23 protein-coding genes and 2 pseudogenes are annotated in these 25360 nt (G+C 41.8%); 9 read left to right on the top strand and 16 right to left on the bottom strand.

Translation table 11 applies throughout. The features are described from left to right. Positions 1-88 (bottom strand): annotated as a pseudogene (locus PRIP_RS16885) (LacI family DNA-binding transcriptional regulator); the annotation flags it as partial. Positions 89-287: 199 nt separating this feature from the next. On the opposite strand from PRIP_RS16885, the gene PRIP_RS14730 reads away from it, so the two are divergent. From PRIP_RS14730 to PRIP_RS14715, 5 genes are all read left to right on the top strand, one after another. Continuing rightward, on the top strand, positions 288-1253 hold the full coding sequence (locus PRIP_RS14730; protein ID WP_036102117.1) for an ROK family protein: 966 nt from the start codon (positions 288-290) through the stop codon (positions 1251-1253). Positions 1254-1389: 136 nt separating this feature from the next. After that, entirely contained in the window at positions 1390-3153 is a 1764-nt protein-coding gene (locus tag PRIP_RS14725; RefSeq protein ID WP_241434200.1) for a glycoside hydrolase family 9 protein, read from the top strand. Next, on the top strand, positions 3104-3643 hold the full coding sequence (locus tag PRIP_RS17855) for a glycoside hydrolase family 9 protein (protein ID WP_241434199.1): 540 nt from the start codon (positions 3104-3106) through the stop codon (positions 3641-3643). Before PRIP_RS14725 ends, PRIP_RS17855 begins: the two co-directional genes overlap by 50 nt. Before the next feature lie 24 nt (positions 3644-3667). Continuing rightward, positions 3668-5029 carry a PTS sugar transporter subunit IIC gene (locus tag PRIP_RS14720; protein ID WP_036102115.1) on the top strand — a complete coding sequence of 454 codons (1362 nt, stop codon included), beginning with the start codon at positions 3668-3670 and terminating at the stop codon, positions 5027-5029. Between the two features lies 1 nt (position 5030). Beyond that, complete coding sequence (locus PRIP_RS14715) at positions 5031-6101, top strand: SIS domain-containing protein (protein ID WP_036102113.1); 1071 nt, start codon at positions 5031-5033, stop codon at positions 6099-6101. Positions 6102-6343: 242 nt separating this feature from the next. Here the strand turns inward: PRIP_RS14715 and PRIP_RS14710 are convergent, their stop codons facing one another. The 4 genes from PRIP_RS14710 to PRIP_RS14695 all read right to left on the bottom strand — a co-directional run bounded on the left by PRIP_RS14710 (position 6344) and on the right by PRIP_RS14695 (position 11372). Next, positions 6344-6823 (bottom strand): hypothetical protein, encoded by a 480-nt coding sequence (locus PRIP_RS14710; RefSeq protein WP_036102111.1) that lies wholly within the window; start codon positions 6821-6823, stop codon positions 6344-6346. A 60-nt stretch (positions 6824-6883) separates the two neighbouring features. Beyond that, complete coding sequence (locus PRIP_RS14705) at positions 6884-7888, bottom strand: right-handed parallel beta-helix repeat-containing protein (RefSeq protein ID WP_036102109.1); 1005 nt, start codon at positions 7886-7888, stop codon at positions 6884-6886. A gap of 300 nt (positions 7889-8188) precedes the next feature. Next, positions 8189-9142: a LacI family DNA-binding transcriptional regulator gene (locus PRIP_RS14700; RefSeq protein ID WP_036102107.1), complete on the bottom strand. Its 954-nt coding sequence runs from the start codon at positions 9140-9142 to the stop codon at positions 8189-8191. 73 nt (positions 9143-9215) lie between these two features. Further along, positions 9216-11372, bottom strand: coding sequence for a glycoside hydrolase family 3 N-terminal domain-containing protein (locus PRIP_RS14695; RefSeq protein WP_036102104.1), 2157 nt, complete (start codon positions 11370-11372; stop codon positions 9216-9218). Between the two features lie 328 nt (positions 11373-11700). Between PRIP_RS14695 and PRIP_RS14690 the strand changes: the two genes are divergently transcribed. The 3 genes and pseudogenes from PRIP_RS14690 to PRIP_RS14680 all read left to right on the top strand — a co-directional run bounded on the left by PRIP_RS14690 (position 11701) and on the right by PRIP_RS14680 (position 14746). Then, positions 11701-12939 carry a sugar ABC transporter substrate-binding protein gene (locus PRIP_RS14690; protein ID WP_036102101.1) on the top strand — a complete coding sequence of 413 codons (1239 nt, stop codon included), beginning with the start codon at positions 11701-11703 and terminating at the stop codon, positions 12937-12939. 67 nt (positions 12940-13006) lie between these two features. Next, positions 13007-13901: pseudogene (locus tag PRIP_RS14685) on the top strand (carbohydrate ABC transporter permease). A 14-nt stretch (positions 13902-13915) separates the two neighbouring features. Further along, positions 13916-14746 (top strand): carbohydrate ABC transporter permease, encoded by an 831-nt coding sequence (locus PRIP_RS14680; RefSeq protein WP_036102100.1) that lies wholly within the window; start codon positions 13916-13918, stop codon positions 14744-14746. Between the two features lie 129 nt (positions 14747-14875). Here the strand turns inward: PRIP_RS14680 and PRIP_RS14675 are convergent, their stop codons facing one another. Then, positions 14876-15295, bottom strand: coding sequence for a permease prefix domain 1-containing protein (locus PRIP_RS14675; RefSeq protein ID WP_036102098.1), 420 nt, complete (start codon positions 15293-15295; stop codon positions 14876-14878). Next, positions 15295-15630 carry a PadR family transcriptional regulator gene (locus tag PRIP_RS14670; protein WP_230910748.1) on the bottom strand — a complete coding sequence of 112 codons (336 nt, stop codon included), beginning with the start codon at positions 15628-15630 and terminating at the stop codon, positions 15295-15297. Before PRIP_RS14670 ends, PRIP_RS14675 begins: the two co-directional genes overlap by 1 nt. A 127-nt stretch (positions 15631-15757) precedes the next feature. Between PRIP_RS14670 and PRIP_RS14665 the strand changes: the two genes are divergently transcribed. Continuing rightward, on the top strand, positions 15758-16138 hold the full coding sequence (locus tag PRIP_RS14665) for an ACT domain-containing protein (protein WP_036102097.1): 381 nt from the start codon (positions 15758-15760) through the stop codon (positions 16136-16138). A gap of 151 nt (positions 16139-16289) precedes the next feature. Here the strand turns inward: PRIP_RS14665 and PRIP_RS14660 are convergent, their stop codons facing one another. The 9 genes from PRIP_RS14660 to PRIP_RS14625 form a co-directional block, all read right to left on the bottom strand. Then, entirely contained in the window at positions 16290-17855 is a 1566-nt protein-coding gene (locus PRIP_RS14660) for a S1C family serine protease (protein ID WP_036102095.1), read from the bottom strand. Positions 17856-17960: 105 nt separating this feature from the next. After that, positions 17961-18791 carry an MBL fold metallo-hydrolase gene (locus tag PRIP_RS14655; RefSeq protein WP_036102093.1) on the bottom strand — a complete coding sequence of 277 codons (831 nt, stop codon included), beginning with the start codon at positions 18789-18791 and terminating at the stop codon, positions 17961-17963. 107 nt (positions 18792-18898) lie between these two features. Further along, positions 18899-19264: a two-component system regulatory protein YycI gene (gene yycI / locus PRIP_RS18060; protein WP_159101559.1), complete on the bottom strand. Its 366-nt coding sequence runs from the start codon at positions 19262-19264 to the stop codon at positions 18899-18901. Next, the gene (yycI, locus tag PRIP_RS18055) at positions 19254-19715 is read right to left on the bottom strand and encodes a two-component system regulatory protein YycI (protein ID WP_159101558.1); all 462 of its coding nucleotides are present in this window, start codon (positions 19713-19715) and stop codon (positions 19254-19256) included. The genes yycI (PRIP_RS18060) and yycI (PRIP_RS18055) overlap by 11 nt, the downstream gene beginning before the upstream one ends. Then, positions 19715-21013 (bottom strand): YycH family regulatory protein, encoded by a 1299-nt coding sequence (locus tag PRIP_RS14645; RefSeq protein WP_036102091.1) that lies wholly within the window; start codon positions 21011-21013, stop codon positions 19715-19717. Before PRIP_RS14645 ends, yycI (PRIP_RS18055) begins: the two co-directional genes overlap by 1 nt. Further along, positions 21010-22839: a cell wall metabolism sensor histidine kinase WalK gene (gene walK, locus PRIP_RS14640; protein WP_036102089.1), complete on the bottom strand. Its 1830-nt coding sequence runs from the start codon at positions 22837-22839 to the stop codon at positions 21010-21012. Before walK ends, PRIP_RS14645 begins: the two co-directional genes overlap by 4 nt. Before the next feature lie 9 nt (positions 22840-22848). Continuing rightward, positions 22849-23562: a response regulator YycF gene (yycF, locus tag PRIP_RS14635; protein ID WP_036102087.1), complete on the bottom strand. Its 714-nt coding sequence runs from the start codon at positions 23560-23562 to the stop codon at positions 22849-22851. A 260-nt stretch (positions 23563-23822) separates the two neighbouring features. After that, complete coding sequence (locus PRIP_RS14630; protein ID WP_036102086.1) at positions 23823-24779, bottom strand: ribose-phosphate diphosphokinase; 957 nt, start codon at positions 24777-24779, stop codon at positions 23823-23825. Positions 24780-24887: 108 nt separating this feature from the next. After that, the coding region (locus PRIP_RS14625) for a DapH/DapD/GlmU-related protein (protein ID WP_036102084.1) at positions 24888-25360 on the bottom strand (473 nt) is incomplete at its 5' end.

Here is a 25360-nt window from a genome sequence, read left to right as displayed (position 1 = left end):
TTTAGAAACAGATGGACTATTGTTTAGTACTCGTGATACCGTAGAAACAGAGACCCCGCTAAGCTTTGCAATTTTCTTGAATTGTTATTTTCTCTTTTCATAAATCTCCATCCTTTTGGATTGATAACTCTAGTCTACATTATTTCGATACACGATACAAGTTTTTTGGTAACGTTACCAAAAAAATGTTGACTTTTTTTATTTAATGGGATAGTCTATTGTTGAAAGCGATAACAAGCTAGAAATAAATTTGGTAACGTTACCAAATTAAGACGAGGTGAATAATAATGACAACCAAAACATCTATTCTCGGTATCGACATCGGTGGTACAAAGATTTTAATTGGCGAAGTAGATATGACAGGTCAAGTTTTGCGTGCGAAAAGTTACGCCAGCCATACAGCGGATCAACAAACCGTAGTGGCAACATTACTAGAAGCTCTAAGCGACTACGAAAAAACAGTCGGTATTGACCCAAAAACTATTATCGCGGCTGGCGTTGGCGTCATCGGTCGAGTGGATGCTAAGAAAGGCATTTGGCTAGAGATTGAACCTGGAAAATCCAGTCCTACCCCACTCGCCACTATTTTAGCAGCTATACTTCATGTTCCTGTTGCAATTGAAAATGATGTCGCAGCCGCCACGACCGCGGAAGCAAAGCTCGGTGTAGGCAAAGAGACTAGCGACTTTATCTATATCAATGTTGGTACAGGAATCGCAGCTGGAACGATGACAGATGGTAAGCTCATTGCAGGCGGGCATTTTAATGCTGGCGAGATTGGTCATATGGTGGTGGATTTCGAAAGTGATGTGCCATGCGGTTGCGGTCGTATCGGTTGTGTCGAACGGGTGGCTTCAGGACTTGGGCTTAGCGAACAAGCGTATGCAAAAGCCTTGGAATACCCAGAAACCACGCTTCCGGTGCAAACAGGCGAACGCATCCCTGCCGACACGATTTTCGAAGCAGCTAAGCAGGGCGATCCACTAGCGGAAACCATTACCCACTATGCCGCAAAAAGTCTTGCCACAATGACTATGAATCTAGTCCGAACAACAGATCCTGAATGCGTCGTTTTCGGCGGTGGTGTGACACAGAACAATTATTTTTGGAAACTCATTCAGAGCCATATGCAACCAAACACCATTCGTTTTGTCACCAAAGGAATCGTGCGGACAAACGTTTCCAGTAAAGAAATCGGTCTAATCGGTGCTTCCTTCATCGGACAAACTGCCCTTGCAACCCCAATCACTTAAGGAGGAAAAATAATGCCAAAATCATTCGAAGAGAAGTTACTCGCTTCTTCTTATCTCCACCGACCACTTGAAGTTCCTATAGATAGAGCACTTGAAACCCGCCTAAAACAAAAAAAAAGTTCTCACTTCTAAAGTCATGATGGATGCCAACACGCCAAGTGATTTCTATCATCGCGGTGTTGGCAAAATAGAGTGTACCGAGGATAACCAACTTCGTCTCTCATCTCCAGTCACGATGCCGAATTGGCCGGAAGGAGCGCCTAATGACGGTGATTATTGTAATTTTGGAAGTGTCTATGCTGTGCAAACGATGGATCGCCAAGATTGGACGATATTTAACCGCATACGCCTAGAAGTTTTTCCAGAGTTTGAAGGATTGAGTAATGCGTATATCACGATTCAGTTTAAGAACGATGGTTTGTTGAAAGTTCCAGATATTTATGATCGCGAAGGCGTGCATGGCGTGAATTTGATTAGCGATGAATGGAACGATATCATCATTGAAATCGCCGACCTGCCGCGCGACGCGATTACCGAGTTATCGATCAGCTATTATTTACAAGGCCCTGAAAAGCTTTCCAAAGAAAACATCGCCTTACGCGTTCGTTCGATACATTTAGAAACGATTGAAACGCCTGAAAATACGAAAGGTTGGTTGCCGAACAAAAATGTTTTGAGCTATGCGCACAACGGATACGCTGAAGAAGCAACAAAAACGGCTTTTGCGGATGAAGCGTTTATCGAGACGCCGTTTGAATTATTAGATGCGAAAACAAAGTCGCCCGCTTTTGCCGGAGTTGCTTCTCGTTTGGAAACAGAACTTGGCGTTTTTGCAGTATTGGACTTTTCGAGTTTTAAAGAAATTGGGTCTTATTATTTGCAAATTGGTGATATAAAGACGCATTCTTTTCCGATTGGTGATATGGATGTGAAATGGACCACTTCGATTTGGAAGTCGCTGAATTTCATCTTTTGCGAGCGTTGTGGTTATCCGATTCCTTGCAAACACGCGACTTGTCATGCGGATGTTGTTGCCAAGCATGATGGGAAAATACTTTCTTTCAACGGCGGATGGCACGATGCAGGAGATGTTTCGCAACAACTTATTCAAACAGCGGAAGTGACGATGGCCCTGTATGAGGCGGCGGCTACACAAAAAAGCAACCCTCTCCTATACGGTCGTTTGGTCGAAGAAGGCGAATGGGGCGCAGATTTCCTTTTAAAAACTCGTTTTGGTGACGGTTATCGTGCAACGAGCGCTGGTATGTCACGCTGGACGGATGGGTTTATTGGCGGTATGGATGATGCAGAAGCCCGCGTTCACAACCAAGCCTATGAGAATTTTTATTGTGCAGGTATCGAAGCTTATATTCATGCCCGGATTACGACGAATGATTCCCTGAAGCGTACGTTAAAACAAATCGCAATGGAAGATTTCGATTTTGCACTTGCCGAAATGACCAAACACGGCATTCACCAAAAACCGATTTTCTGGGAGCATACGTATCAAACATCGGAAAGTCTGTATTATGCTACAGCAGCGTTTTCAGCGGCTATGCTTTATCAAATCACACAAGACAGCAAATACGAAACACATCTCACAACATTCCTTGAGAATATGCTTGCCTGCCAAGAACAAAGCGGTATCACTAGCGATAATGGCACGACTTACGCGGGATTTTTCTATCGTAATAAAGAACATAAAATCATCCAGCATTTCAATCACCAAGCGCGCGAACATCTCTATTTATTAGCGCTAGAACAAGCTATGGTTGCCTTACCAAATCATGAATCTTACGCCAAATGGTACCAAGCAGTGGAACTTTACGGCAATTATATAAAAAAAAATCATGCCTTTCGTTGCGCCATATTCGCTCATTCCAGCAGGGTTTTATCATAAAGACGAGTATTTAGACGACGCCAGCTTTGAGTTACAGCATTTGTTAGTAGACGAGCGCGCGCGTGAGGAATACCAACTACAATACAAAGAAGGCATTCCAATCAACCAAGACATCGCGCTTCGTAAGTTTCCAATTTGGTTCTCATTCCGTGGCAACAACGCGATTCTCCTCTCTGCAGGAAAAGCCTGTTCCATCGCAGGAACAATTTTGAATGATGAAAAACTTCTTAAAATCGCAGAAGGCCAGCTAGAATGGATTGTCGGTAAAAATCCATTTGGTCAGTCGATGATGTATGGCGAAGGTGATAATTATGCGCAACAGTACAGTGTTTTAAATGGGGAAATGGTTGGCGAGATTCCTGTCGGTGTCCAAACATTCCGCAACGAAGACCAACCGTATTGGCCACAGTTCAACAACGCAACATATAAGGAAGTTTGGGTCGGCAATGCCGGTAAATGGCTAACTATTGTCGCCGATCTATTGAAATAAACCCATTATTGAGGAGGAAAAAACATGCGTTCAGAAACAAGTTTGTCCAGTCGTTTTATTGAAAGTCTATCCATCTTTGCCCAGAAAATTTCTAATCAAAAACACATTATGGCAATCCGCGATGCCTTTGCCGCGATGATTCCAATCACGATTATTGCTGCATTCTTCTTGCTCGTCAACAATGTATTGCTCGACCCAAAAAGCGGTTTACTTAAAGGTATTCCGAATGTAGAACATTTTCTAGGTATCGGAACACAGATTTATAATGGCACGCTTGGCATTATGGCGTTAATGGCCGCTTTTCTTATCGGTAACTTTTTAGCAAAATCTTATGGGATGGAAGGTCGTGTGGAAGGTGTCATCGCGGTGGCCGCCTATGTTGTTTTAATTCCAGCAAACGTCCCTGTGACTAGCACAGCCGGTAAATCCTTTGAAGCAAGCGGTGTTCTAACGCAAAGCATGACAAGCCCAACTGGGATGTTCTTAGCTATCATCGCCGCTTTAATAAGCACCACATTACTTTGCAAGTTTTCACAAAGTAAGCGGTTAAAAATTTCAATGCCTGAAAGCGTTCCACCAGCTATTGCAAAATCATTTAACATCTTGATTCCTTCATTTCTAGTTCTGACTATTTTAGCAATTATCGAATTCAGTGTCGTATCCATTGTTAATATGAGTATTCCAGACATTATCGTAAAAGTGCTACAAACCCCATTAGTCGGCGGTTTCCAAACACTACCTGGAATTCTGCTTTACGTTTTCCTTGCTGGATTCTTATGGGTATTCGGTATCCACGGTGCCTTCGTACTTGGCGCGATTTCCGGACCCGTCTTACTAACATCCCTACAACAAAATATCGATGCACTTAACGCTGGGAAAGAACTGCCAAACATTGTGACACAGCCATTCCTAGACGCTTACGTTTACATGGGAGGTGGCGGAACCATCATTTGTCTTGTCATCGCAATCTTCATCGCTTCCAAACGACCGGACCATCGGATGGTAACAAAGTTCGGCTTGATCCCAAGTATTTTCAACGTTAGTGAACCATTGATGTTTGGTTTACCAGTAGTTTTCAACCCGATTTACGGTATTCCATTAGTTATTGCACCACTATTCTCAACGACATTGGCTTATTTTGCGACATCAATCGGATGGGTTTCGCATACCTATATCCTAACGCCTTGGGTAACCCCACCGCTTATTTCTGGCTACTTAGCGACAGGCGGCGACATTCGCGGTTCCATTTTACAATTAGTCATTATTGTGGTCGGAACACTTATTTATCTCCCGTTCGTCATTGCTTCTAACCGCGTCTATGCCCTGGAACAAAAAGCGCAAAAAGAAAAGCCCACAGAATCGCTAAACCTTGAAGGAGGAAATTAATTTGAAACCAACGATGATGACCTATATTTTAGAACAAGAAAGTATGGCAAATGCAATCCTAGAGCAGTATCCAACAAATTTACCAACAAAATTAATCGGTAAAGAATGGCTCGTATTAGCAACTGGCTCAAGCCTCAACGCGATTAAAAGCGCCAAATATTACATGGAACACGTTGCAGACTTACGCATCACAGTAGAAGAACCGTTCAACTACCGCTATTACGAAAAAATATCACCACATACTGATTTAGTTATCGGCATATCACAAAGCGGAGAAAGCACCAGCACCATCGAAGCCATCGACCACATTCGCAAAACAAATGACATGCCAACACTAAGCTTTACCGGGAAAATGGAAAGCGAACTCGCACAATTAGCTGATGACACTGTCGATATTGGCTGCGGACAAGAACGCGTCGGTTACGTAACAAAAGGCTTCACAGCGACCGTTTTAACATTGATGCTCACAGCACTTCATTACGGGAAACAAACTGGCTACATTTCCGCCGAACAAGAAACCGCTGAGTTGGCAATGTTTCGTGCTGCAACAAAGGCTATTCCTACAGTCATTTCACAAACGGAAGCCTTTTTCAAACAATTTGAAGCAGAATTCATCGCCGCGCCACGTTTTACAGCAATTGGCTACGGTTCAGCAGTCGGCACTTGCAAAGAAATCGAAACGAAATTTCAAGAAACGATCCGCGTCCCATCACAAGGCCTTGACCTAGAAGCGTTTATGCACGGTCCTTACTTAGAAGTGAATCCTGAGCACCGCATTTTCTTCTTGGAAACCGAAAGCATCGTCAAGGAACGACTCGAACTCCTAAGAGCCTATGAAGAAAAACATACCGCTTACACATACACAGTAAAATTCGGCAACAGCAACAACCCACGAACATTAGCACTACCAGACGTGATTGACGAATGGAAAACGCCATACTTACTCGCTATCCCATTCCAAATCCTCGCCCACCATATCGCCGAAGCAAAAGGCAACAACCTGACAAAACGCATCTACACAGACTTCGGCGTCTCTGTAAAAAGTAAAACCAAACCTGGCGATTACGCTTAAATAGTAAAATCGTGTTCTAAAACCTACACTTGAATTTTTTAGAACACGATTTTTTTACGCCATCATTTTCTCCTACATACAAAAAGTTTATGATAATAAGTCTACAGCCTCGTTACAATTAAACCATACACCTTTTTAACACAATCCTCCAAAAAAAGATTCCATGGCCTAGGAGGAATTTCTACATAAAAAACGCAGTGTTTTACTTTTCGTCATACTCCTGTTGGATTTAGCATTTATTTTTAATAATTATTAGTTTTCCTTACATAAATACCGTTATTATCTGCGATTATTTTAACTAATAACCAGCCGATTTTACCGCCTGATTTGATATTTTGTAAGGTAATGTGTTGATAGTTGCGATAGAAAATGACTTTATCCGCAGTGACATTTTGTGTTTTTGCGTTGTTTGGTTCACCGTTATTTTGCGGGCCACGGAATGAGATTGCTGCTGTGGCGCGATTTCCTGTGTAGACTTTTCCGATTAGATTATATTTGACTTGGAACTGTTTATTGTTATGAATAATAGCAATGGCATTGTTGTTTGTTTTGCTAATTTTGCTGTAGATTTTTTCGTTTGGATTCGTGTATTCGAGCTGGATTTGATTGCTTGTAACTTGGGCACCTTGTGTTTCTTGGATTGTGATGGCGCCATTATTATTGCTAGTCGCTTGGACATTTTCAATATGATTTCCGATTACTTTTATACCTGTCGCATACACAGCATCTCGGTTGCGCGTTAATTTGGCGCCAGCGATGACGATACCGCGAACTGTCTTATATCATGGTAGCTTGGCAACCTTAAACCTCGCATAGTCGGCCTGATTATTAATTCGATTGAACTGAATCGTAATATTTTTGGGCGGGCTGACCGTTCCTTGATTATTGGATAATGTAATAGAAATTGCTAATATTGCATTTTTTACGTTTAAAACAGCATTTCTTTGAATCACCATATTCGCCCCGTGATGCGTATCAATGCCTTCCCACACGGCGTTATTTAAAATAAGATTATCCTCGATTTTGGCACCATTACTCGCTGGATTGATAGCATTTTGTGTAGCTGGGCTTAATTTTTCATTATATAGTGAAGTTAGCGTTATATTATAGGCCAATTTCTCACCCAGAACGCCGATATTTTGAATTCGATTGCTCCGAATTGTCGTATTGTTCGCTGAATATCCCGCAATTCCCGCATAGCCAATGCGATCAATAATCATTTGCGTAGGTGTCGATCCTGTTATACTAATATTATTCGTATATTTCAAATAAATACCATTACCCCCAAAATTTCGAATTTGGATATTACGAACAATCACATTCTGAATTCGATTCGCGGGGCTTGTACCCTGGATAGATACGCCGTTATGATTCTGCGATACTGCCTTCACTGAATTTTTACCATCCAAGATAATATTTTCAATATGAGCCCCCGACGCCATGGTCACCATTGACACAAGTCGATTCGGCACCATATAAAAAAGCGGCATCATCGCTTGGCTCTGGCCTTTGAGCGTAACACCTGCTGGAATCTGAAACGTATCTTTTATCGGAAAATTACCTTTTGGCACCGTGATAATCTTATTTGCAGCTACTTTATTGCTATTTGCGATTTTTAATACTTTTCCAAAATTACTACTGTTAATCGTCGCATCATTCGTCAGGGCAAATGACTCCGTTTGCTTCGTCAGTTCATTCATAATCTGCATTTGGCTTTCTGCACGTGGTTTCCCAGATAATATCGTGATTATCAGTAAAAAAAGCAACACAAACATCACCTTCTTCATAAAAAAGAACCTCCTTGCATTCGAGTCGGATTTATCGAGCAAATTGGCTTATGCAGATTGGTAATCATATTTATGTACCCCTATCTAAGCGGGATGAAACAGAGAAAAAGTGCATAAAAAAGACATCGATGACGTTCAATGCCTCCGTTAAATTAGCTTTTTGTCGTCCTAGCATCATGCAAAATAGAACTTCTACTCGCAAACTCTTAAACATGTTGAGGCTGCAATACCGTTCCTTCGCACAGCCTCAACAACGCGACCACCTGTCCCCGATTTATTTGGGAGTATACATCTTTTTGATTAGTTACTCGGTATTAACGACGTATAAATAATCTCATCCGCCACTTGTTCTCCTTCTAGCAACTTCAACAACTTCTCGGCAGCCACAGCGCCCCATTTATATTTCGAGTACTCAATTGTCGCTAAACGTGGTTGCAAATATTGGCCGACTTCCGTGTTATCAAACCCAATCAGTTTCACATCGCGACCGATTTGTAGTTTTGTTTTGGCAAAATAATTATACATACCAATCGCCATTTCATCATTGAGCGCAAAAACAGCGACTGGCTTGCCGTCCCATTCTTGCTCGATTTGTTGCGCAGCTTTTTCTCCTGTAGCTTTAGAAAAATCGCCTGGGATTACAATAACTTCCTCGTCGCGAAATCTTTCCAGCTCAGAAAGCGCCGCCTTCAAACGTTCCTCGCTATCATACGTATTTTCCGGGCCTGTTACTAAATAAAATCGTCCTGAAAAACCAGTTTTTAAATAGTCGATAGCAAGCGTTGCCCCAGCTTTGTTATCAAGTAGGACTTGCCTGATGTTCGGATGCGCTATTTCGCGATCTAACACGACAATTTTATGCCCACGTTCTGCGTAGCCCAACAGTTCATCCGTTGCAAAACCCATATCCAAAATAATCGCACCATCAATCATCCGTTCTGGTAAAAAACGGTGTGCCTTCTTGCCACTACAAACGATTAATTCATATCCTTTACTAAGCAGCGTATCTGTTAATCCATGTAACAATTGTCCGTAAAATATACCGCTATAATTAGCCAAGTATATACCAACAATTTTTGTTTCCCTTGTTTTTAGCGTCCGTGCTGCCATATTCGGAATGTAGTTCAGTTCATCCGCGATTGCCACAATTCGTTTTCTAGTTGCGTCTGTTACTTTAGGGCTGCCGTTTAACGCATAAGAAACAGTGGAAATCGAGACACCCGCTTTTTTTGCTATATCTTTAATCCCAACCACTGCGATCCGCTCCTTGTCTGCTTTTCTTTATTATGCACTATTTTACAGCCAAATGTCTATTTCTTACTCGATTTTAAACAAGACAAAATTTCGCTTCTAAATGCGTACCAATCATTATATTAAAATCACCTGGATCACTTGTAAAATCAAGATTTGGTTTGTAATAACGCAAATCTTCTTCGGTAATACGAAAAGTAACCATTTGGCTTTCATTCGGTGCTAAACTGATTTTTTCAAAACGCTTTAATTCTTTGCATGGCCGACTCACTTTTCCGACCAAATCTTGAATATACAGCATCACTGTTTCTTTTCCTGCTATGTTTCCTGTATTTTTAACCGTTACAGAGATATTTAAAGGCACTTCTATAGAAATTCTATCACTGGATAGCGTCAAATCATGATAGTCAAACGTCGTGTAACTGAGGCCAAAACCAAAATCAAATAATGGCTGATTTGGAATGTCCAGATAATGTGATACGTAATGTTCTTGCGCATCCGCCGCGTCTGCTGGGCGCCCTGTGCTCAAATGATTATAATACACTGGAATTTGCCCCGTCGTATACGGGAAAGACATTGGTAGTTTGCCATTTGGGTTGACTTTGCCACTCAAAATATCAGCCACCGCATTTCCAGCCTCCGTACCTGGGAACCAAGCCTCCAAGACCGCATCACTTTTTTCTAGTAAGTCGTGTAAATCAAGCGGACGGCCGTTAAAAAGTACCGTCACGACTGGTTTACCAATTTTATAAATAGCATCAATCATGCCGTACTGAGCCTCCGGCAAACGAATCGTCGCAATACTGTTGGCTTCCCCGCTACGGTTCGACGCCTCGCCAAGCGCTAAAACAATCACATCCGCATTTTGCGCTACACGCACCATTTCCGCCATTTCAGCTTCCGTTATATGTTCCGTACTCGCGGTCCCCGCTACATCCACCGTATCAAACTGCGCGAACATACCGTCCTCCACAGAAACTGCATCCTGCGTATCACCAAGCCACGACCAAGCACCCAACACGTCTTGCGTCTTCGCTAACGGGCCAACAAGCGCTATCCTTTCCTCCGTCGCAAGCGGCAGCACAGCATTCTCATTTTTCAATAATACCATCGAATCCGCTGCAATCTCACGAGTCGCCGCACGATGTTCCGCCGATAAAATCACTTTTTGCCGTTCAGGATTCGCCTTCAAACCACGATACGGATCTTCAAACAAACCCATATCATTTTTCAGTTCCAAAATTCGCATCACAGCTTCATCCAGCAACCCCACGGCAACCGTCCCGTCCGCAATAAGCGCCTCCAAGTTTTCCAAATAACACGTCGTCATCATTTCAATATCCACGCCAGCTCGCAACGACTGTTCCGCCGCCTCCGTAGCGTCTCCCGCTGTCCCGTGGTTCACAATCTCCTTCACCGCGCCCCAATCCGAAATCAACACCCCGTCAAAACGCATCTCCTTCCGCAAGACATCGCGCATCAACCACTCATTTCCCGTCGCTGGCACACCGTCCACAACATTAAACGCCGTCATCACCAACTTCGATCCAGCCTTTATTGCCGCCTCATACGCCGGTAAATAATGCTGATACAACTCGCGCATCGACATATCCACCGTGTTGTACTCTCGTCCAGCCTCCACCGCACCGTACGCCGCAAAGTGCTTCACACAAGCCGCCATTTTCTCATGGTTTTCCGCTAATTTCGTAGCATCCCCTTGATACCCGCGCACAAAGCTCGCCGCCATCACACTATTCAAATACGAATCCTCACCCGTCGATTCCATCACCCGTCCCCATCTCGGATCGCGCACCAGATCAACCATTGGCGAAAACGTCACCTGAAGCCCCGCAGCAGTTGCTTCTCTCGCCGAAATATCCGCCATCCTTTCAGCCAGCGCCACATCCCAAGTCGCTCCAACCGCCAGCGGAATCGGAAAAATCGTCTTATATCCGTGCACCACATCCGCCATAAAAATAAGCGGAATCCCAAGCCGACTTGTTTTCAAATATTCCTCTTGAATCGCCATCATTTCAGCAGCAGTCGCAGATCCTAAAACCGAACCCGCCCGTTCCGAAACTTCCTTCGTAATTCCCATTTCCGCCATTGGCCCCGTAATTTCTCCTTCCGTCAATGTCCCTTTATAAAACATTGGCGCCAATTGTAAAAGTTGCCCTATTTTCTCAGAAATCGTCATGTCTGCCAATATAGCCTCTAATCCAGCTCTTTTCATAATACACATCCTAACCGACTATTTCGAAACGTTTCTATCAAATCATACCAATAGTATAAGCGTTTTCTTTTTCATCGTCAAACAATTTTCTATAAAAAAGGTACTTTTAGTCTTAAAAACTAGCTTTTTCGAAAGAAATTTAAATTTTTTTCGAAATTATCCTTCCATAAATAGCAATAAAAATGACCCTCAAATCCGTCATATTTTTATATTTATCACTTGTAACCGATTACATATTGTTTTATAATAGCTTCATCGAAACGTTTCTATAAAAAGAGTCATTTGGCAACACCATCTATTAAAATAAAAAGTTGGAGGAGAACACAGAATGAAGAAAAAATGGAGTTTGTTGTTGTTAACATTCGTAATCGTACTTGGCACGGCACTTGCAGGATGTGGAAACTCAGATGATGCAGCAGATACAAAGGTTCTAAACGTTTGGGCAATGGGAGATGAAGCCAAACAATTACCAACACTTGCAAAAGATTTCGAGAAAGATACAGGTATTAAAGTTAAAATTCAAGCGATTCCTTGGGCTAACGCACACGATAAATTACTCACAGCCGTTGCTTCCAAGTCAGGCCCCGATGTCATTCAAATGGGCACAACATGGATGCCTGAATTCGTAGCCGCAGATGCCTTGGAAGACTTGTCTTCCTATGTTAAAAAATACCCTGAACTAGATCCAAAAAACTTCTATGACGGTTCTATAAAAACAACGCAATTTAACGACAAAAAATACGCCATTCCTTGGTACGCAGACACTCGCGTCCTATTCTACCGTACCGATGTATTGAAAAAAGCAGGCTATGACCATGCACCAAAAACATGGGACGAACTATCCGAAGCAGCGCAAAAACTAGCAAAACGCGGTGATAACATGTACGGCATTAACATCGACGGCAAAGAACAAAGCCTCGGTTTCATGTTCGGTCGTCAAAACGGTTCACCACTTTTCGATAACGCTAATAAACCTGTTTTCAATAAAAAACCTTTCGTTGACGCAGTTTCTTACTTAAACAGTTTTTTCCAAAACGGTTCTGCGCCTAAAGACGATCTTGGCCTTGACGTTTCCCAAACATTCGGTGGGGACGCCATGATTCCAATGTTTATCAGCGGACCTTGGATGGTTAAATCCGTGAAAGATACCGTACAAAATATCGATGGCAAGTGGGCAACTGCTGTACTACCTGCTAAAGATAACAACTTATCAAGCCTCGGAGGCGCAAACCTTACCATCTTCAAACACAGTAAAAATAAAGGGGACGCAGGAAAATTCTTGCAATATATGAGTAAGCCAGAAACACAGTTGAAATGGATGAAACTGACGAATTCCTTGCCAACTGGTAAAGAAGCATGGAACGATCCAACGCTCAAAGACGATCAGTTCTACAAAGTCTTCGGTGAACAAATGAATAACGCAGAACCAATGCCGCTCATCCCAGAATTTGAAGAAATCGCCCAGTCTTACTTGAAAAACTTCGAACAAATTTATCGTGGCGGTGCGGATGTTCAAGATCAGATGAATACATTCAACGACGAAGTAAAAACGATTCTAAAACAGTAACTGAGATTGGGGCAACGTTGGCATAGCTGTCATTGCCCCAACTACATAGTCAAAGGAGGTTGAAACATTGCGTCGCTTTTTTGATCAACGAACACCGTATATATTCATTTCACCTGCATTATTATTACTTTTGCTATTTTCACTTTTTCCAATTGTGATTGCATTTGTCATTAGTTTCACCGATATTAACTTAGTCGGACTAGCTGACTGGTCAAAAATCAATTTTGTCGGCTTTGAGAACTATAAAAACGTATTAGCAGATCCAATCTTTCTAAAATCGATAGGTAATACGCTATTTTACGTTATTATCGGTGTGCCACTAGTTATTATTTGTTCGCTTGGCATCGCGCTGATGATTAATTTTAGCCAAGCGAAGATTTTTCAGGTTTTTCCGATTGATATTTTATACACCTTCGATTACGAATGTCGTTGCGGTTGCTGTTGTTTGGAGCTATTTGTACAATCCACAATTCGGTCTGTTTAACTACCTGTTATCGCTACTTGACTTGCCGCCCGTTCCTTGGTTGCAAGACCCCACAATTGCGAAGCTGTCTTTGATTTTGCTCGCTTTATGGCGCGCGATTGGGGTTAATATGATTATTTTCTTAGCAGCGCTCCAAGGTATTCCACGTGAATATTACGAAGCTGCTCAGCTAGATGGCGCGAATCGTTGGAAGCAGTTGACGAATGTGACCGTACCTCTGCTTCGTTTTGCGATTTTCTTTGTAACAGTTACAACAATGATTGGCTGGCTACAATTCTTCGAAGAACCGTTTGTCATGACGCAGGGTGGACCCCTTGACAGCACCACTTCGGTCGCACTTTTCATCTATCGAAACGGTTTTCAACTTAGCAAGTTCGGTTATGCCGCAGCTGGTTCGTTTATCCTGTTCATCGCGATTATTATTATCACCATTATTCAGTTTAAAATTCAAAATCGTCACGACGATACCCAAATGTAGGAGGAGTGAAAAATATGAACCAATATGCAAACAAATCGCGTGGCGCAAAATGGCTTGTCGGCATCATCTTGGCAGTCGGTGGATTTTTCATGATTCTACCGTTCATCTGGATGGTCCTCTCCTCTGTCAAAACAGATGCTGAAATCTTACAAATCCCGCCAACCATTTGGCCCGAAACATTTACTTGGGATAACTTTAAAAACCTATTTATAGAAATGAATTTCGGTGTCTATTTACGCAATACGTTAGTCATCGTGTTATTCTCTTTTATCGGCTTATTCCTAAACGCCATGGCTGGTTATGGTTTCGCTAAATTTCGGTTTCGTGGGAAGAATCAATTATTTTATTTAGTACTAGCTACGATGATGATCCCTGGGCAAGTGACGATGATTCCGGTCTATTTAATTTTGAACATGTTCCACTTAACAAACACGATGACAGGTATTATTTTGCCCGGGCTCGTTGGTGCATTTGGGATTTTCTTATTCCGCCAGTTTATGTCGACCATTCCAGATGAACTGATGGAAGCTGCAAGGCTCGATGGCGCCAGTGAATTCTTCATTTTTTGGAAAATCATCTTACCAGTTTCGCGCCCTGTTTTAGCAGTTCAAGGCATTCTGACATTCATCGCTGGTTGGAACTCCTTCCTATGGCCACTAATCATTGCGAACGACGAGAAATACTACACGCTGTCGGTCGGGCTTTCTTTATTGAAAGGCCAGTATGCGAGTAACTATGCGCTACAAATGGCTGGTTCCACATTTATGGTCATCCCGATTATCCTAATTTTCATGATGTTCCAGAAATATATTTTAAAAGGGTTCAATGTTTCAGGGTTGAAATAACTAAAAAAAGAGAAGAGATTGGCGTATCTTGTGGGTTCATGCCAGTCTCTTCTCTTTATCTTGATTTGTTCTTTATAGGTAGTTGCTGGCTTGTCTTTAGCGTCATACAACCACTGCTCAGGAGATTTTTTATTTGTCCTCTGCTTTGCGTCGATACCAAAAATAAAACATCGAAAGCGGCCACCAAAGGACCACAAAAATCGGGAATACACACCATAAAACATCTGGCGAATACATCACGTTCATCACGATAAACAGAATAATTAGCAACGCGGAACCCCAAATCGAAAACCCTAAATTCACCTTCGCTAAGGCCCGCCGCTTTTTCGTATTCGGCTTTGCCACCTCTAATTCAGCAATGATTTCATCCATATCACCAAACTCGATAATCGCTTTGTTCACCGCATCCTCCTCAGATTTACCTTCTTCCATCAAGTCCGCTACTTTTTCTTCTAAATTATACGTAATCTCTTCTTTGACCTGCGTCGCCTGCTCGCTTTTGGGAACATTTTCAAATAGCTTTTCTACAAATTCTGTTATTCTGCCCACTAATCAATCTCCTCCAAAAAAATGTTCATAATTTCTTTTATCTCTCGCCATTCCCGCGCCATTTCGCTTAAATAAGCCCGTCCAAGACTTGTAATCATGTAATACTTACGCTTACCACCATGAGACCTTTCCCCAAAATAAGACTCAATCAACGTCTTCTTCTCTAAACGCTGAAAAACCGCGTAAAGCGTAGCCTCTTTAATTTGAAATCGGTCACCCGTTCGTTCACTTATTTGCTTCGAAATTTCATAACCATATGAATCCCCATCCGCTAAAATCCGCAAAATAATCGAGTCCACATGCCCTCTTAAAATATCGCTACGAATTAAAATCACCCCTCAAATTACTCTACCAGATAGAATTATTATCTCCATCTAACTTTACCATCCGAAGCTAGGTATGTCAAAGCTTTTTGCAAACCATTTCCATTCATGATACGCTTACAAGAAGGAGGCGTTCCAAATGAAACTACAAATTGACAAAACCAACTACACCATTGCAAAATTCCCACCAGATTTTCCGATGCCCGCATCACTACAAGGCGAATCTCGATTTACTAGCATCACCTACACACCCGAAGAATGCTCCATCGTGGCCCCGACAAACATCATCAACGCGGCGCAAGCAGAGGCCGCAGAGCCCGATTGGTTCCTACTCAAAATCGAAGGCATCCTTGACTTCTCACTTACAGGCATTTTAAACAAAATCACAACACCACTCGCCGAAAAAGAAATCAGCATCTTCGCTATCTCGACTTACAATACAGACTACATACTGATGAAGCAATCTGATTTAGCATTGGCCATAGAAGCACTAATCACAGCAGGTTATGAAATCAATTAAATACGCACGAAAAAGAGCCTGAGACATAACTAATTTTCACACAAAATAAGCAGGAAACCACGAGTCCCCTTTTTTCGGGTAGACGTGTTTCCTGCTATACACAAATCGAGCGCTTGTCGCCGATTTATTTGGGTTATGTCCCAGACTTGTATTATTGATTGGTAGATGACGCGGCAGTAAGTGTCACCGTAGTAGATTCTTTCTTACCATCACGGTAGTATTTTAATTCCATTTTATCGCCAATCTTCACATCATTACCATACAAGATTTGACGCAGTGTCATCGAATTTGTTACTTTTTTACCGTTCATTTCAACAATGACATCATACTCTTTCAAACCAGCTTTGTCAGCAGCTGAACCAGAAACGACTTGTTGTACCATCGCACCATAATCAACGCCAGACGGTAATTTCAGGACTTGCTGTTGTTGCACTTCTGGAATCGTATCCACATCACGTAATGTTACGCCAAGTGAAGGACGCTCTACTTCACCATTTTTCTCTAGTTGGTCAATAATTGGTTCTACTGTATTACTTGGAATTGCAAAACCGATACCTTCTACGTTTTCCGTTGAGATTTTCATTGAGTTAATACCAATGACTTGCCCTTCGATATTAACTAACGCCCCGCCACTGTTCCCAGGGTTAATCGCTGCATCGGTTTGAATAACTTCTGCTTCCCAGTCTTCTGTGCCATCACCATTTGTGTCTACAGGGACAGTACGGTTAACACCTGAAATTATACCTTGTGTTACAGAACCCGCAAATTCGGTACCAAGTGGACTACCAATCGCAATCGCAACTTCACCAACTTTAACAGCATCTGAATTACCAAATTCCGCTACTTTTGTTACATATTTATCGCTAATCTCAAGGACAGCCAAGTCATTCCATTTGTCTGTTCCAACTAATTTCGCCTCGGCTTTTTTACCGTTTGAAAATGTTACTTCTAGTTTATTCGCACCTTCAACTACGTGATTGTTCGTTACAATATACGCTTTACCGTTGCTCTTCTTATAAACAACACCAGAACCAGATGATGCTTCGTCTTCTGTCCCATCACCAGTTGTGATAGATGTTCCAGCTTGATAATTTAATACACTGACAACCGCGTCCTGCGCTTTATCAAGTGCTTGTGTTATGCCTGTTGTATTTTCGACGGTGACTTTCTTCGTTGTTCCTGTGTTACTTGTCGTTGTAGAAGTTGAATCATTATTGTTATCATCATGTAATGCGCCCCATGAAAAGCCTAGCACGATTAATGCACCGATAAGTACACCAAGGATTCCAGCTAAAAAGGCACCCCACATTGTTTTCTTTTTGCCATCTTTTTTGGGTGGTTCGCCACCTCCACCATTGTTCCCACTTAAATTGCCACCCCCAGCACGTGTTGGAGGGACCGGTGGAACAGTGCCATTATTACCACTTTCTTGTGTGGCAGGTCTTACTGTTTCGCCAGAAAAAGCACGTGTTGCGCTTGCTTCTGCCTCTTCTTTTGTCGCAGTCGCAAATGGTTCTCCTTCAGGAGTGATGCCTTCCGCTGAGTGCACTGCTTCAACTGGGATATTTTTGGCATTTGCGGTTTCAGGATTATGTACCGCCGCATCCCCACTAGAGCCTGATCGTGTGTAAGATTGTGATTCTGGTAATTTCTCAGGAGACGCCCCACTTGCTGGCTCTTTTGCTTGCGCTTCTAAATCTTTATTTTTCTCATCCATACATAATTCATCCCTTCCAATTAATAGACATTTCCATATAGCTATTCTATACCCTAATTATGAAAAAACCATGAAATTTTCTTAAATTTTCTGCTACAAAAGGCCTTAAATTGAAAAAATCGGTGTTGGAATTTCAGGATCGGTGTCAAAAAGCTCCACTTGTTCGCCAACAATGATACCTTCGCCAGCTAATGTTTGGGAAACAGACATACGTGCTAAATCCTTCATGTTGTTATCTTTACTTAAATGTCCCAAATAAATACGCTTCGTTGCATCGCCAATTACTTCGCTCATCGCAATTCCCGCATCTTCATTCGAAACGTGGCCTTCATCGCCCAGAATACGGCGCTTTACATTCCAAGGATAGCGTCCCATACGAAGCATCCCTACATCATGGTTACTTTCAAAAAGATAGGCATCTGCATTGGCAATATGTCCTTTCATTCGATCGCTGACGTATCCTGTGTCTGTAATCATAACAAACTTCTTTTTCCCACTGTGGAATATATAAAACATCGGTTCAGCTGCATCATGTGATACACCAAATGACTCTACTTGCAAACTACCGAATGATTTCACCGTCTCCATATCAAACTGGAATTTTTGTGCGCTATTAATTTCGCCGATGGAAGGCTCCATTGCAGCCCAAGTCTTGGCATTCGCATAAATTGGCACTTCATAACGACGCGCCAGTACGCCCAAACCTTTAATATGATCAACATGTTCATGTGTAACTAAGATCGCGTCAACATCCGTCATACTACGTCCAACTTCACTAAATAAATTCTCCATTTTCTTTCCGCTTAAACCACAATCGACCAAAATCGTCTGATTCGCCGTTTCAATAAGCGCTGCATTACCCGAGCTCCCACTCGCTAATATACTAAAACGAAGCTCATCCGTCTGGCTCGCAGTCTTTATTTCCTTTGCAAACATCCTTTGCGCCTCCTTAAAAATTCCATGATTCTATTGTACAACTAAAAATTCACAAATGCACGAAAAAAGGAGCAGTCTTGCCGGCTCGACAAAACCCTCCCTTTCTCTTATTTCGCTTCCTCTGAAGGCGTAGCTTGCGTATCATTCGTGTTAATAACCGACCCTTCCAGACCGTTTACAAGGAAATACGTCGTTTGCTTCTCATGCTGCACTTCAAAAGTCCAAACTGGTAAATACACATCCGAACTAGGTAAACTTACTAAATTATAATAGCCTAATGTCGTATTGATGATTTTACTATTTTGTTTTAAATCACCATGTTGATGCAAAACTTCCAGTGCATCCGTACCAGAAATAACATCATCCTGCTTATCGAACACTTGCGTATCCCCCAACATCGTCTGCACATAAGACACAACCTCATTGTTTTTATTCAGCGTAAAAATAATTTGTCCATCTGTATTAAACAACACAGGCCGTGAATCGATTTTTTGGGTTGAATGTCATTTGCATCTTGTCTTTATCATAACTCCAGTACGTATATTTATCCCCTTTAAACACGTCACTCTTCAAAAACGGCGCCAAATCCGCACCATACTTATCAGGATCAATCTTCACCGGCTTTTGCAAAAATGAGAAAATACGTTGATTGGCATTCTGTAACGCAATTTTCTGGCCCTTCAAATTGCTAACATCTTTTTGTGAAAAGGCAACTGGTTCTGTCGATAAATACGAGCCTTTTTCTGCTTCTGACGGAATTTTGCCATACGTAATGTTCTCTGATTTCAGCTTTTCTTCCAACGTCTGGCTAACAAGTGGTGTCGGCGACGAGGCCATGCGCGAATCAATGAACAGCACCAACAGAAAAATATCCAAAATCAAAAATGCAATAATAAAAATCGTCTCAGTCTTTTTCCAATCCATTACGATTTTCCTCCCTTCACAGGAGTCCATGTGCCGTTGTATTTGTAAAACCATGCTGGCATCAGTTCAATAATACGATTATTATAACTCGTATTGCTTTGCTCATAGCGCATCACATAACCTGGGACAATCATCTGAATATCATCTGCATCTACCGTTTGAATCAGATCTTGATACACACTCGCTGAACTAGGTAACGTTACTTCTTTTGATTCCGTTGTAATCTGCGCACCCAACTTAAAGAATGGGCGTTGATACTTATACACACTCTCCGTTCCTTCAGAGACAAGAATCTGTGCCATACCGTCACTATTAAACACTGGCAAGCCTTGCACAAACAGCGAAAATGCAGTGGTCGAACTATCCGCAGAATACCCCGAATAATAATAATTTCCCGTCCAACCCCAATGATCATTAATAAAATTAAAACTAGCTTGAATTTGCTCTGACTTCATCGCACTGCTAAGCTGTGATGTATCTCTTCGTTCTTGCGCTGGATCTACATATGTGAGTACTTTCTCCTCAGGATTCACTGTCATCGAACTAGAACCGTTCGTAAATGAATTATCTTGCCCCTTCACCTTGTTTCCATCACCAAACAACGCATTTTTGAATAAGCCAATATCTATCGTTTCAATGACATACTGCTGTTGCTTCAATTTCACTGGCTCATCACTTAAGAAAAGATACTGCTTATTTTTGAAAATCGTGTCCATCTCAGCAAGCTCTGGCTTCTGTTCTTTCATAATATTTTTCAAAACGTCTACTTGTTCTTGCTGAATCGACCCTTGGTATATCTGCTCATTCGAATCATTTCCAAAATAGACCGAGAACAACCCATTTTCCGACTTATTCAAATTAAATGTAATTCGATTAAACGAATTCAAATCAAAATTATCGCCCTTCAGAGGAAAAACCTGACTGTAGACCGAAAGTGGTACGGCATTCGGAAATACGAGTTCGATAGAATTATCTTGATGCACCATTCCCTGATAACTCGCATTCATTTTATCTGTCCGAATCAATTCCGAGAAATCAAATGTCGTTCCAGCCTTCACCAAAGCATTAATCGTCGCTAAATTTTGCGTCATATAATGCTTCTCTGCTTGATTATAATATACAACTGTTGGTCTAAAAACTTGCTCCGGTTGGCGTAGTTTGGCAATTTGTTCTTTTTTTACAGTCTCGTTATCAATTACTTCATAATCGGGCTGTACTTTCCAGAGACTGTAGCTTAAGAAGACACTAATAACTACAAGAACGGTCAAAATAATACCTCTTATACTTGTCCCCTTCATTCCCAATCATCCTCCGGTAAATCATTGTAAGGTAGTGTAAACGAAATGGTTGTTCCTTTACTAGGATTACGTTGCGCCCAAATTTCGCCACCGTGCGCCTTAATCACATCACGTGCAATCGCTAAGCCCAGACCTGTTCCACCCATTTCGCGCGATCTCGCTTTGTCCACCCGGAAGAACCGATCAAATACTTTTGTCAAATCCTCCTCAGGAATTCCCATACCTTCATCACTAATACTTACTTCAATTTCATCCTCACGTTTGCGTAAATAGAACGTAATCCGTCCACCGTCAGGCGAATATTTATTCGCATTCGAGATAATATTATCCATCACTTGCATAATCTTATCTTCATCAATTTCGATAATAACAGGTTCACGCGTAAAATGTCGCTTAAACGTAATCCCATCTTTCTTCATCATCTCAAATCGATCAATAATATGATTAAAGAAGTCATTAAAATTCACAAAATTCTTCTCTAAATTCGTGCGACCACTATCCATACGTGACAGTTTCAAAAGATCATTTACAAGGCGAATCATACGTTCCGTCTCACTCTGCGTTACCTCTAAGAAACGCGGCGCAATCTCTTCATCACGCCAAGCACCATCGCTTAGCGCCTCCAAATAACTGTGCATACTTGTAAGCGGCGTCCGTAACTCATGTGACACATTCGATACAAAGTCACGGCGTTCTTGATCCACTTTTTCCTGGTCGGTAATGTCATGTAGCACGGCGATAATCCCGTTCACAAAGCCCGTTTCGCGCTGGATAACCGACAAGTTTGCCCGTAATACATATGGATCTTCAAACGTACTGCGATCCATTGTTAACGGTTCATCAAGCTCCATCAAATCATCAAAAGAATACTCATCCGCCACGTCTAGCACATCAATAATTGGCTTCCCGTTCGCACTCTCGTGTGCTACTTTCAGCATTTTCTCCGCAGGCGTATTAATCAAAATAACCTTCCCACGTCGATCCGTCGCAATCACACCATCCGTCATGTAGGAAAGTACCGACGACAACTTCCGCCGCTCCCCTTCCGTCATGGCTTGGGCCTCCTGCACCCGTTTCGTGAGTGCATTAAACGATTCCGCGAGCTGGCCAATTTCATCCATCCCGTAGACTTTTACTTTTCGCGTATAGTTCCCGCGTGCCATTGCAAAAGCTTGCCGTTTCATATCCGTAATTGGTTTGGTAATCGTTCGCGACAGCAATATACCAAGAATCGCCGTAATGGCCATCGCAAGCAGAGTACCTGTAATAAAAATGCTCGTTATGCTATCCACTTGTTCGTACACAGACTCAATATCGGTAGCCAAATAGATGGCGCCAATAACCTCTCCTTTTGAAGTGATTGGGGAAACATCCACCCAAATTTGCCGTTTTGGATTTTTCCCCATGAAGATTTTATTTTCGCCATTGCCGCTATTTATCGTATTTTTTATCATCTTATTCGTCGAGACTTGTCCAACAATACCTTGATTATCCACATCTGACGTACCAATAATCTTCATCTTGTTATCTACAACAAGCACTTCTTCAAAATCATTGCTGCCACGAACAAAGTCCAGCAACATACTCTGGATATCGCTCTCCAGCTTCGTCTGGTCATCATTCGTATATTTCAACATTTCCTCACGGACATTATATTCCAACAGATTCACACTATTTGTAATGGCTGTCTTAAAGTTCTTTTCCAACTGATCCTGCAATTCCCGAACAAAATAAGCGCCTATGACTTGCATCGCTACTAAAATAAGCAATAAATAAATCATGACAAACCGAAATTGAACCGATTGAAAAAACTTCATTCTCCGCATAATCTTCTTCTACTCCTGTTCAGGGTTACGCAAATAATAGCCTACTCCCCGTCGTGTTACAAGCCATGCTGGATGACTTGGATTGTCTTCAATCTTCTCACGTAAACGACGAACCGTCACATCGACAGTACGTACATCTCCAAAATAATCATATCCCCAAACGGTCTGCAATAAATGCTCACGCGTCATGACTTGGCCCATATGCTTCGCTAAATAATGTAATAACTCAAACTCACGATGCGTCAATTCAATCGTCTCACCCCGTTTAGAAGCCACATATGCATCTGGATGAATAATAAGCGAACCGATTTCTAATTCACTATTTTCCTCTTCCTCAGCTACTGTGCTTCCTGTCGTGCTATGGCGACGCAAATTAGCTTTCACACGTGCAATCAGTTCACGATTACTAAACGGTTTCGTCACATAATCGTCCGCACCCAATTCCAGTCCGAGCACTTTGTCGATTTCTGAATCTTTCGCAGTAACCATAATAATCGGCATATCATATTTCTTGCGTACTTCACGGCATACTTCAATACCGTCACGTCCAGGCAACATGATGTCCAGCAAAATCAAATCTGGCTGAATCTCTTCAACCAACTCAATTGCCTCATCACCGTCGTACGCGCAATATACATCAAAGCCTTCTTTATTCAAATTAAATTTCACAATATCTGCTATCGGTTTCTCATCGTCTACAACTAATATTTTTTTCTCCGCCATCTCATCCAGTCCTCCCATTTAAAAAATCGCGTCTTTGCGATGCTCACATATTTTATTCAGAGAAATAACCCGTATGTTGTTACTGAAAAATGCTTATCTTTATGAGCTATTTAAATGCTTTATTTCTCATATAAACGCTTTATTCATTGATAGAGCGCCATATTTCCCATTATACCATACATTTTGATGATTAGGAAAAGTTCCAGTCCAAACAAATAACACAGACGCAAAAATGCGCCTGTGTTATTTGCTCCCTGTTATTAATCAAATAACGGGCTGACAGATTCATTCTTGTGAACGCGAACAATCGCTTCACCAAGTAATGGTCCTACAGATAGTTGTTCAATTTTGTCAATCCACTTATCTTCTGGTAGTACAAGTGAGTTCGTAACGATTAGTTTCTCGATTGGAGAATTGTTGATGCGCTCAATTGCCGGCCCAGAAAGTACTGGGTGGGAACAACATGCATACACCTTTGTTGCTCCATTCTCAATTAAAGCATTAGCCGCAAGCGTTATTGTTCCCGCTGTATCAATAATATCATCAATCAAAATGGCTACTTTCCCATCTACATTACCAACAATGTTCATTACTTCCGCCACATTTGGACGCGGGCGACGTTTATCAATAATAGCGATTGGTGCTTTCAAGCGATCCGCCATTTTACGTGCCCTAGTCACGCCTCCATGATCAGGAGATACCACAACTAAATCCTCATCAATATGGTGTGAGCTAAAGTAGTTAGACAACAAACGAACAGCATTCAAGTGATCAATCGGAATATCAAAGAACCCTTGAATTTGCGGTGCATGAAGATCAAGTGTAATCATGCGTGTAGCGCCAGCTTTTTCAATCAAATTTGCTACTAATTTCGCAGTGATTGGCTCACGGCTACGCGCTTTACGATCTTGACGTGCATAACCATAATACGGCATCACAATGTTAATCGTTTTTGCTGAAGCTCTCTTAAGTGCATCAATCATGATCAAAAGTTCCATCAGATTTTGGTTAACAGGAAAACCAGTGGACTGCACAACATACACGTGACAACCACGGATACTCTCTTCAATATTAATCTGAATCTCACCATCACTAAAATGGGTCACACTGGACTTCCCTAATGAAATTCCCGCTACTTCAGCAACCTCAGCTGCTAAAGCTTTGTTAGAATTTAAAGAGAAAATTTTCAACTTTGGATCAAAATAATCGTTAGACATAATCAGCCTCCACATAGATTTTATATAATTTTTTTAATTACCAAGATGTTAGTTGGTGGGGACTTCGAATGAAATCCCCACTATGCAAAAGATTAAAGGTTAATCTTTCTATTTACCAAAGTTAAGTCGTTTCGCGTAACCTTCTTTGTTTTCCTGTTTTACGCGAGAGATGGCTAGTGCGCCTTCTGGAACGTCTTTTGTGATCGTCGAGCCAGCTGCTACGAACGCTTTGTCGCCGATTTTGACCGGTGCTACTAAGTTTGAATTACAGCCAATGAATACATCATCACCAATGATGGTTTTTGCTTTATTTTTACCGTCATAGTTGACTGCGATAGAGCCACAACCAATATTGACGTTCTCACCGATTTCTGCGTCACCCATGTAGATGAAATGCGGAATCTTAGTGTTTTTGCCGATTGTTGCTTTTTTCGTTTCGACAAAGTTACCAATTTTAACGCCTTCGCTGATTTCTGATTCAGGGCGCAAGTGCGCGTAAGGTCCGACTTGTACATCATCGCCTACTTTGCTGTCATAAATGGATGAATGTCTTACTTTGACGCGTTCACCAAGAATCGCAT

Source organism: Paenilisteria riparia FSL S10-1204 (genome assembly GCF_000525995.1).
Classification (GTDB): Bacteria; Bacillota; Bacilli; order Lactobacillales; family Listeriaceae; genus Listeria_A; species Listeria_A riparia.
This window is presented reverse-complemented; position numbering and strand designations above follow the sequence as displayed.

Coding starts and splice junctions, on each gene's coding strand:
- PRIP_RS14630 (WP_036102086.1), bottom strand. CDS start 24,779: ATGTCTAACGATTATTTTGATCCAAAGTTGAAAATTTTCTCTTTAAAT.
- PRIP_RS14720 (WP_036102115.1), top strand. CDS start 3,668: ATGCGTTCAGAAACAAGTTTGTCCAGTCGTTTTATTGAAAGTCTATCC.
- PRIP_RS14690 (WP_036102101.1), top strand. CDS start 11,701: ATGAAGAAAAAATGGAGTTTGTTGTTGTTAACATTCGTAATCGTACTT.
- PRIP_RS14655 (WP_036102093.1), bottom strand. CDS start 18,791: ATGTTTGCAAAGGAAATAAAGACTGCGAGCCAGACGGATGAGCTTCGT.
- PRIP_RS14660 (WP_036102095.1), bottom strand. CDS start 17,855: ATGGATGAGAAAAATAAAGATTTAGAAGCGCAAGCAAAAGAGCCAGCA.
- PRIP_RS14645 (WP_036102091.1), bottom strand. CDS start 21,013: ATGAAGGGGACAAGTATAAGAGGTATTATTTTGACCGTTCTTGTAGTT.
- PRIP_RS14680 (WP_036102100.1), top strand. CDS start 13,916: ATGAACCAATATGCAAACAAATCGCGTGGCGCAAAATGGCTTGTCGGC.
- PRIP_RS14665 (WP_036102097.1), top strand. CDS start 15,758: ATGAAACTACAAATTGACAAAACCAACTACACCATTGCAAAATTCCCA.
- PRIP_RS14725 (WP_241434200.1), top strand. CDS start 1,390: ATGATGGATGCCAACACGCCAAGTGATTTCTATCATCGCGGTGTTGGC.
- PRIP_RS14705 (WP_036102109.1), bottom strand. CDS start 7,888: ATGAAGAAGGTGATGTTTGTGTTGCTTTTTTTACTGATAATCACGATA.
- PRIP_RS14695 (WP_036102104.1), bottom strand. CDS start 11,372: ATGAAAAGAGCTGGATTAGAGGCTATATTGGCAGACATGACGATTTCT.
- PRIP_RS17855 (WP_241434199.1), top strand. CDS start 3,104: ATGCCTTTCGTTGCGCCATATTCGCTCATTCCAGCAGGGTTTTATCAT.
- yycI (WP_159101558.1), bottom strand. CDS start 19,715: ATGGATTGGAAAAAGACTGAGACGATTTTTATTATTGCATTTTTGATT.
- PRIP_RS14730 (WP_036102117.1), top strand. CDS start 288: ATGACAACCAAAACATCTATTCTCGGTATCGACATCGGTGGTACAAAG.
- yycF (WP_036102087.1), bottom strand. CDS start 23,562: ATGGCGGAGAAAAAAATATTAGTTGTAGACGATGAGAAACCGATAGCA.
- walK (WP_036102089.1), bottom strand. CDS start 22,839: ATGCGGAGAATGAAGTTTTTTCAATCGGTTCAATTTCGGTTTGTCATG.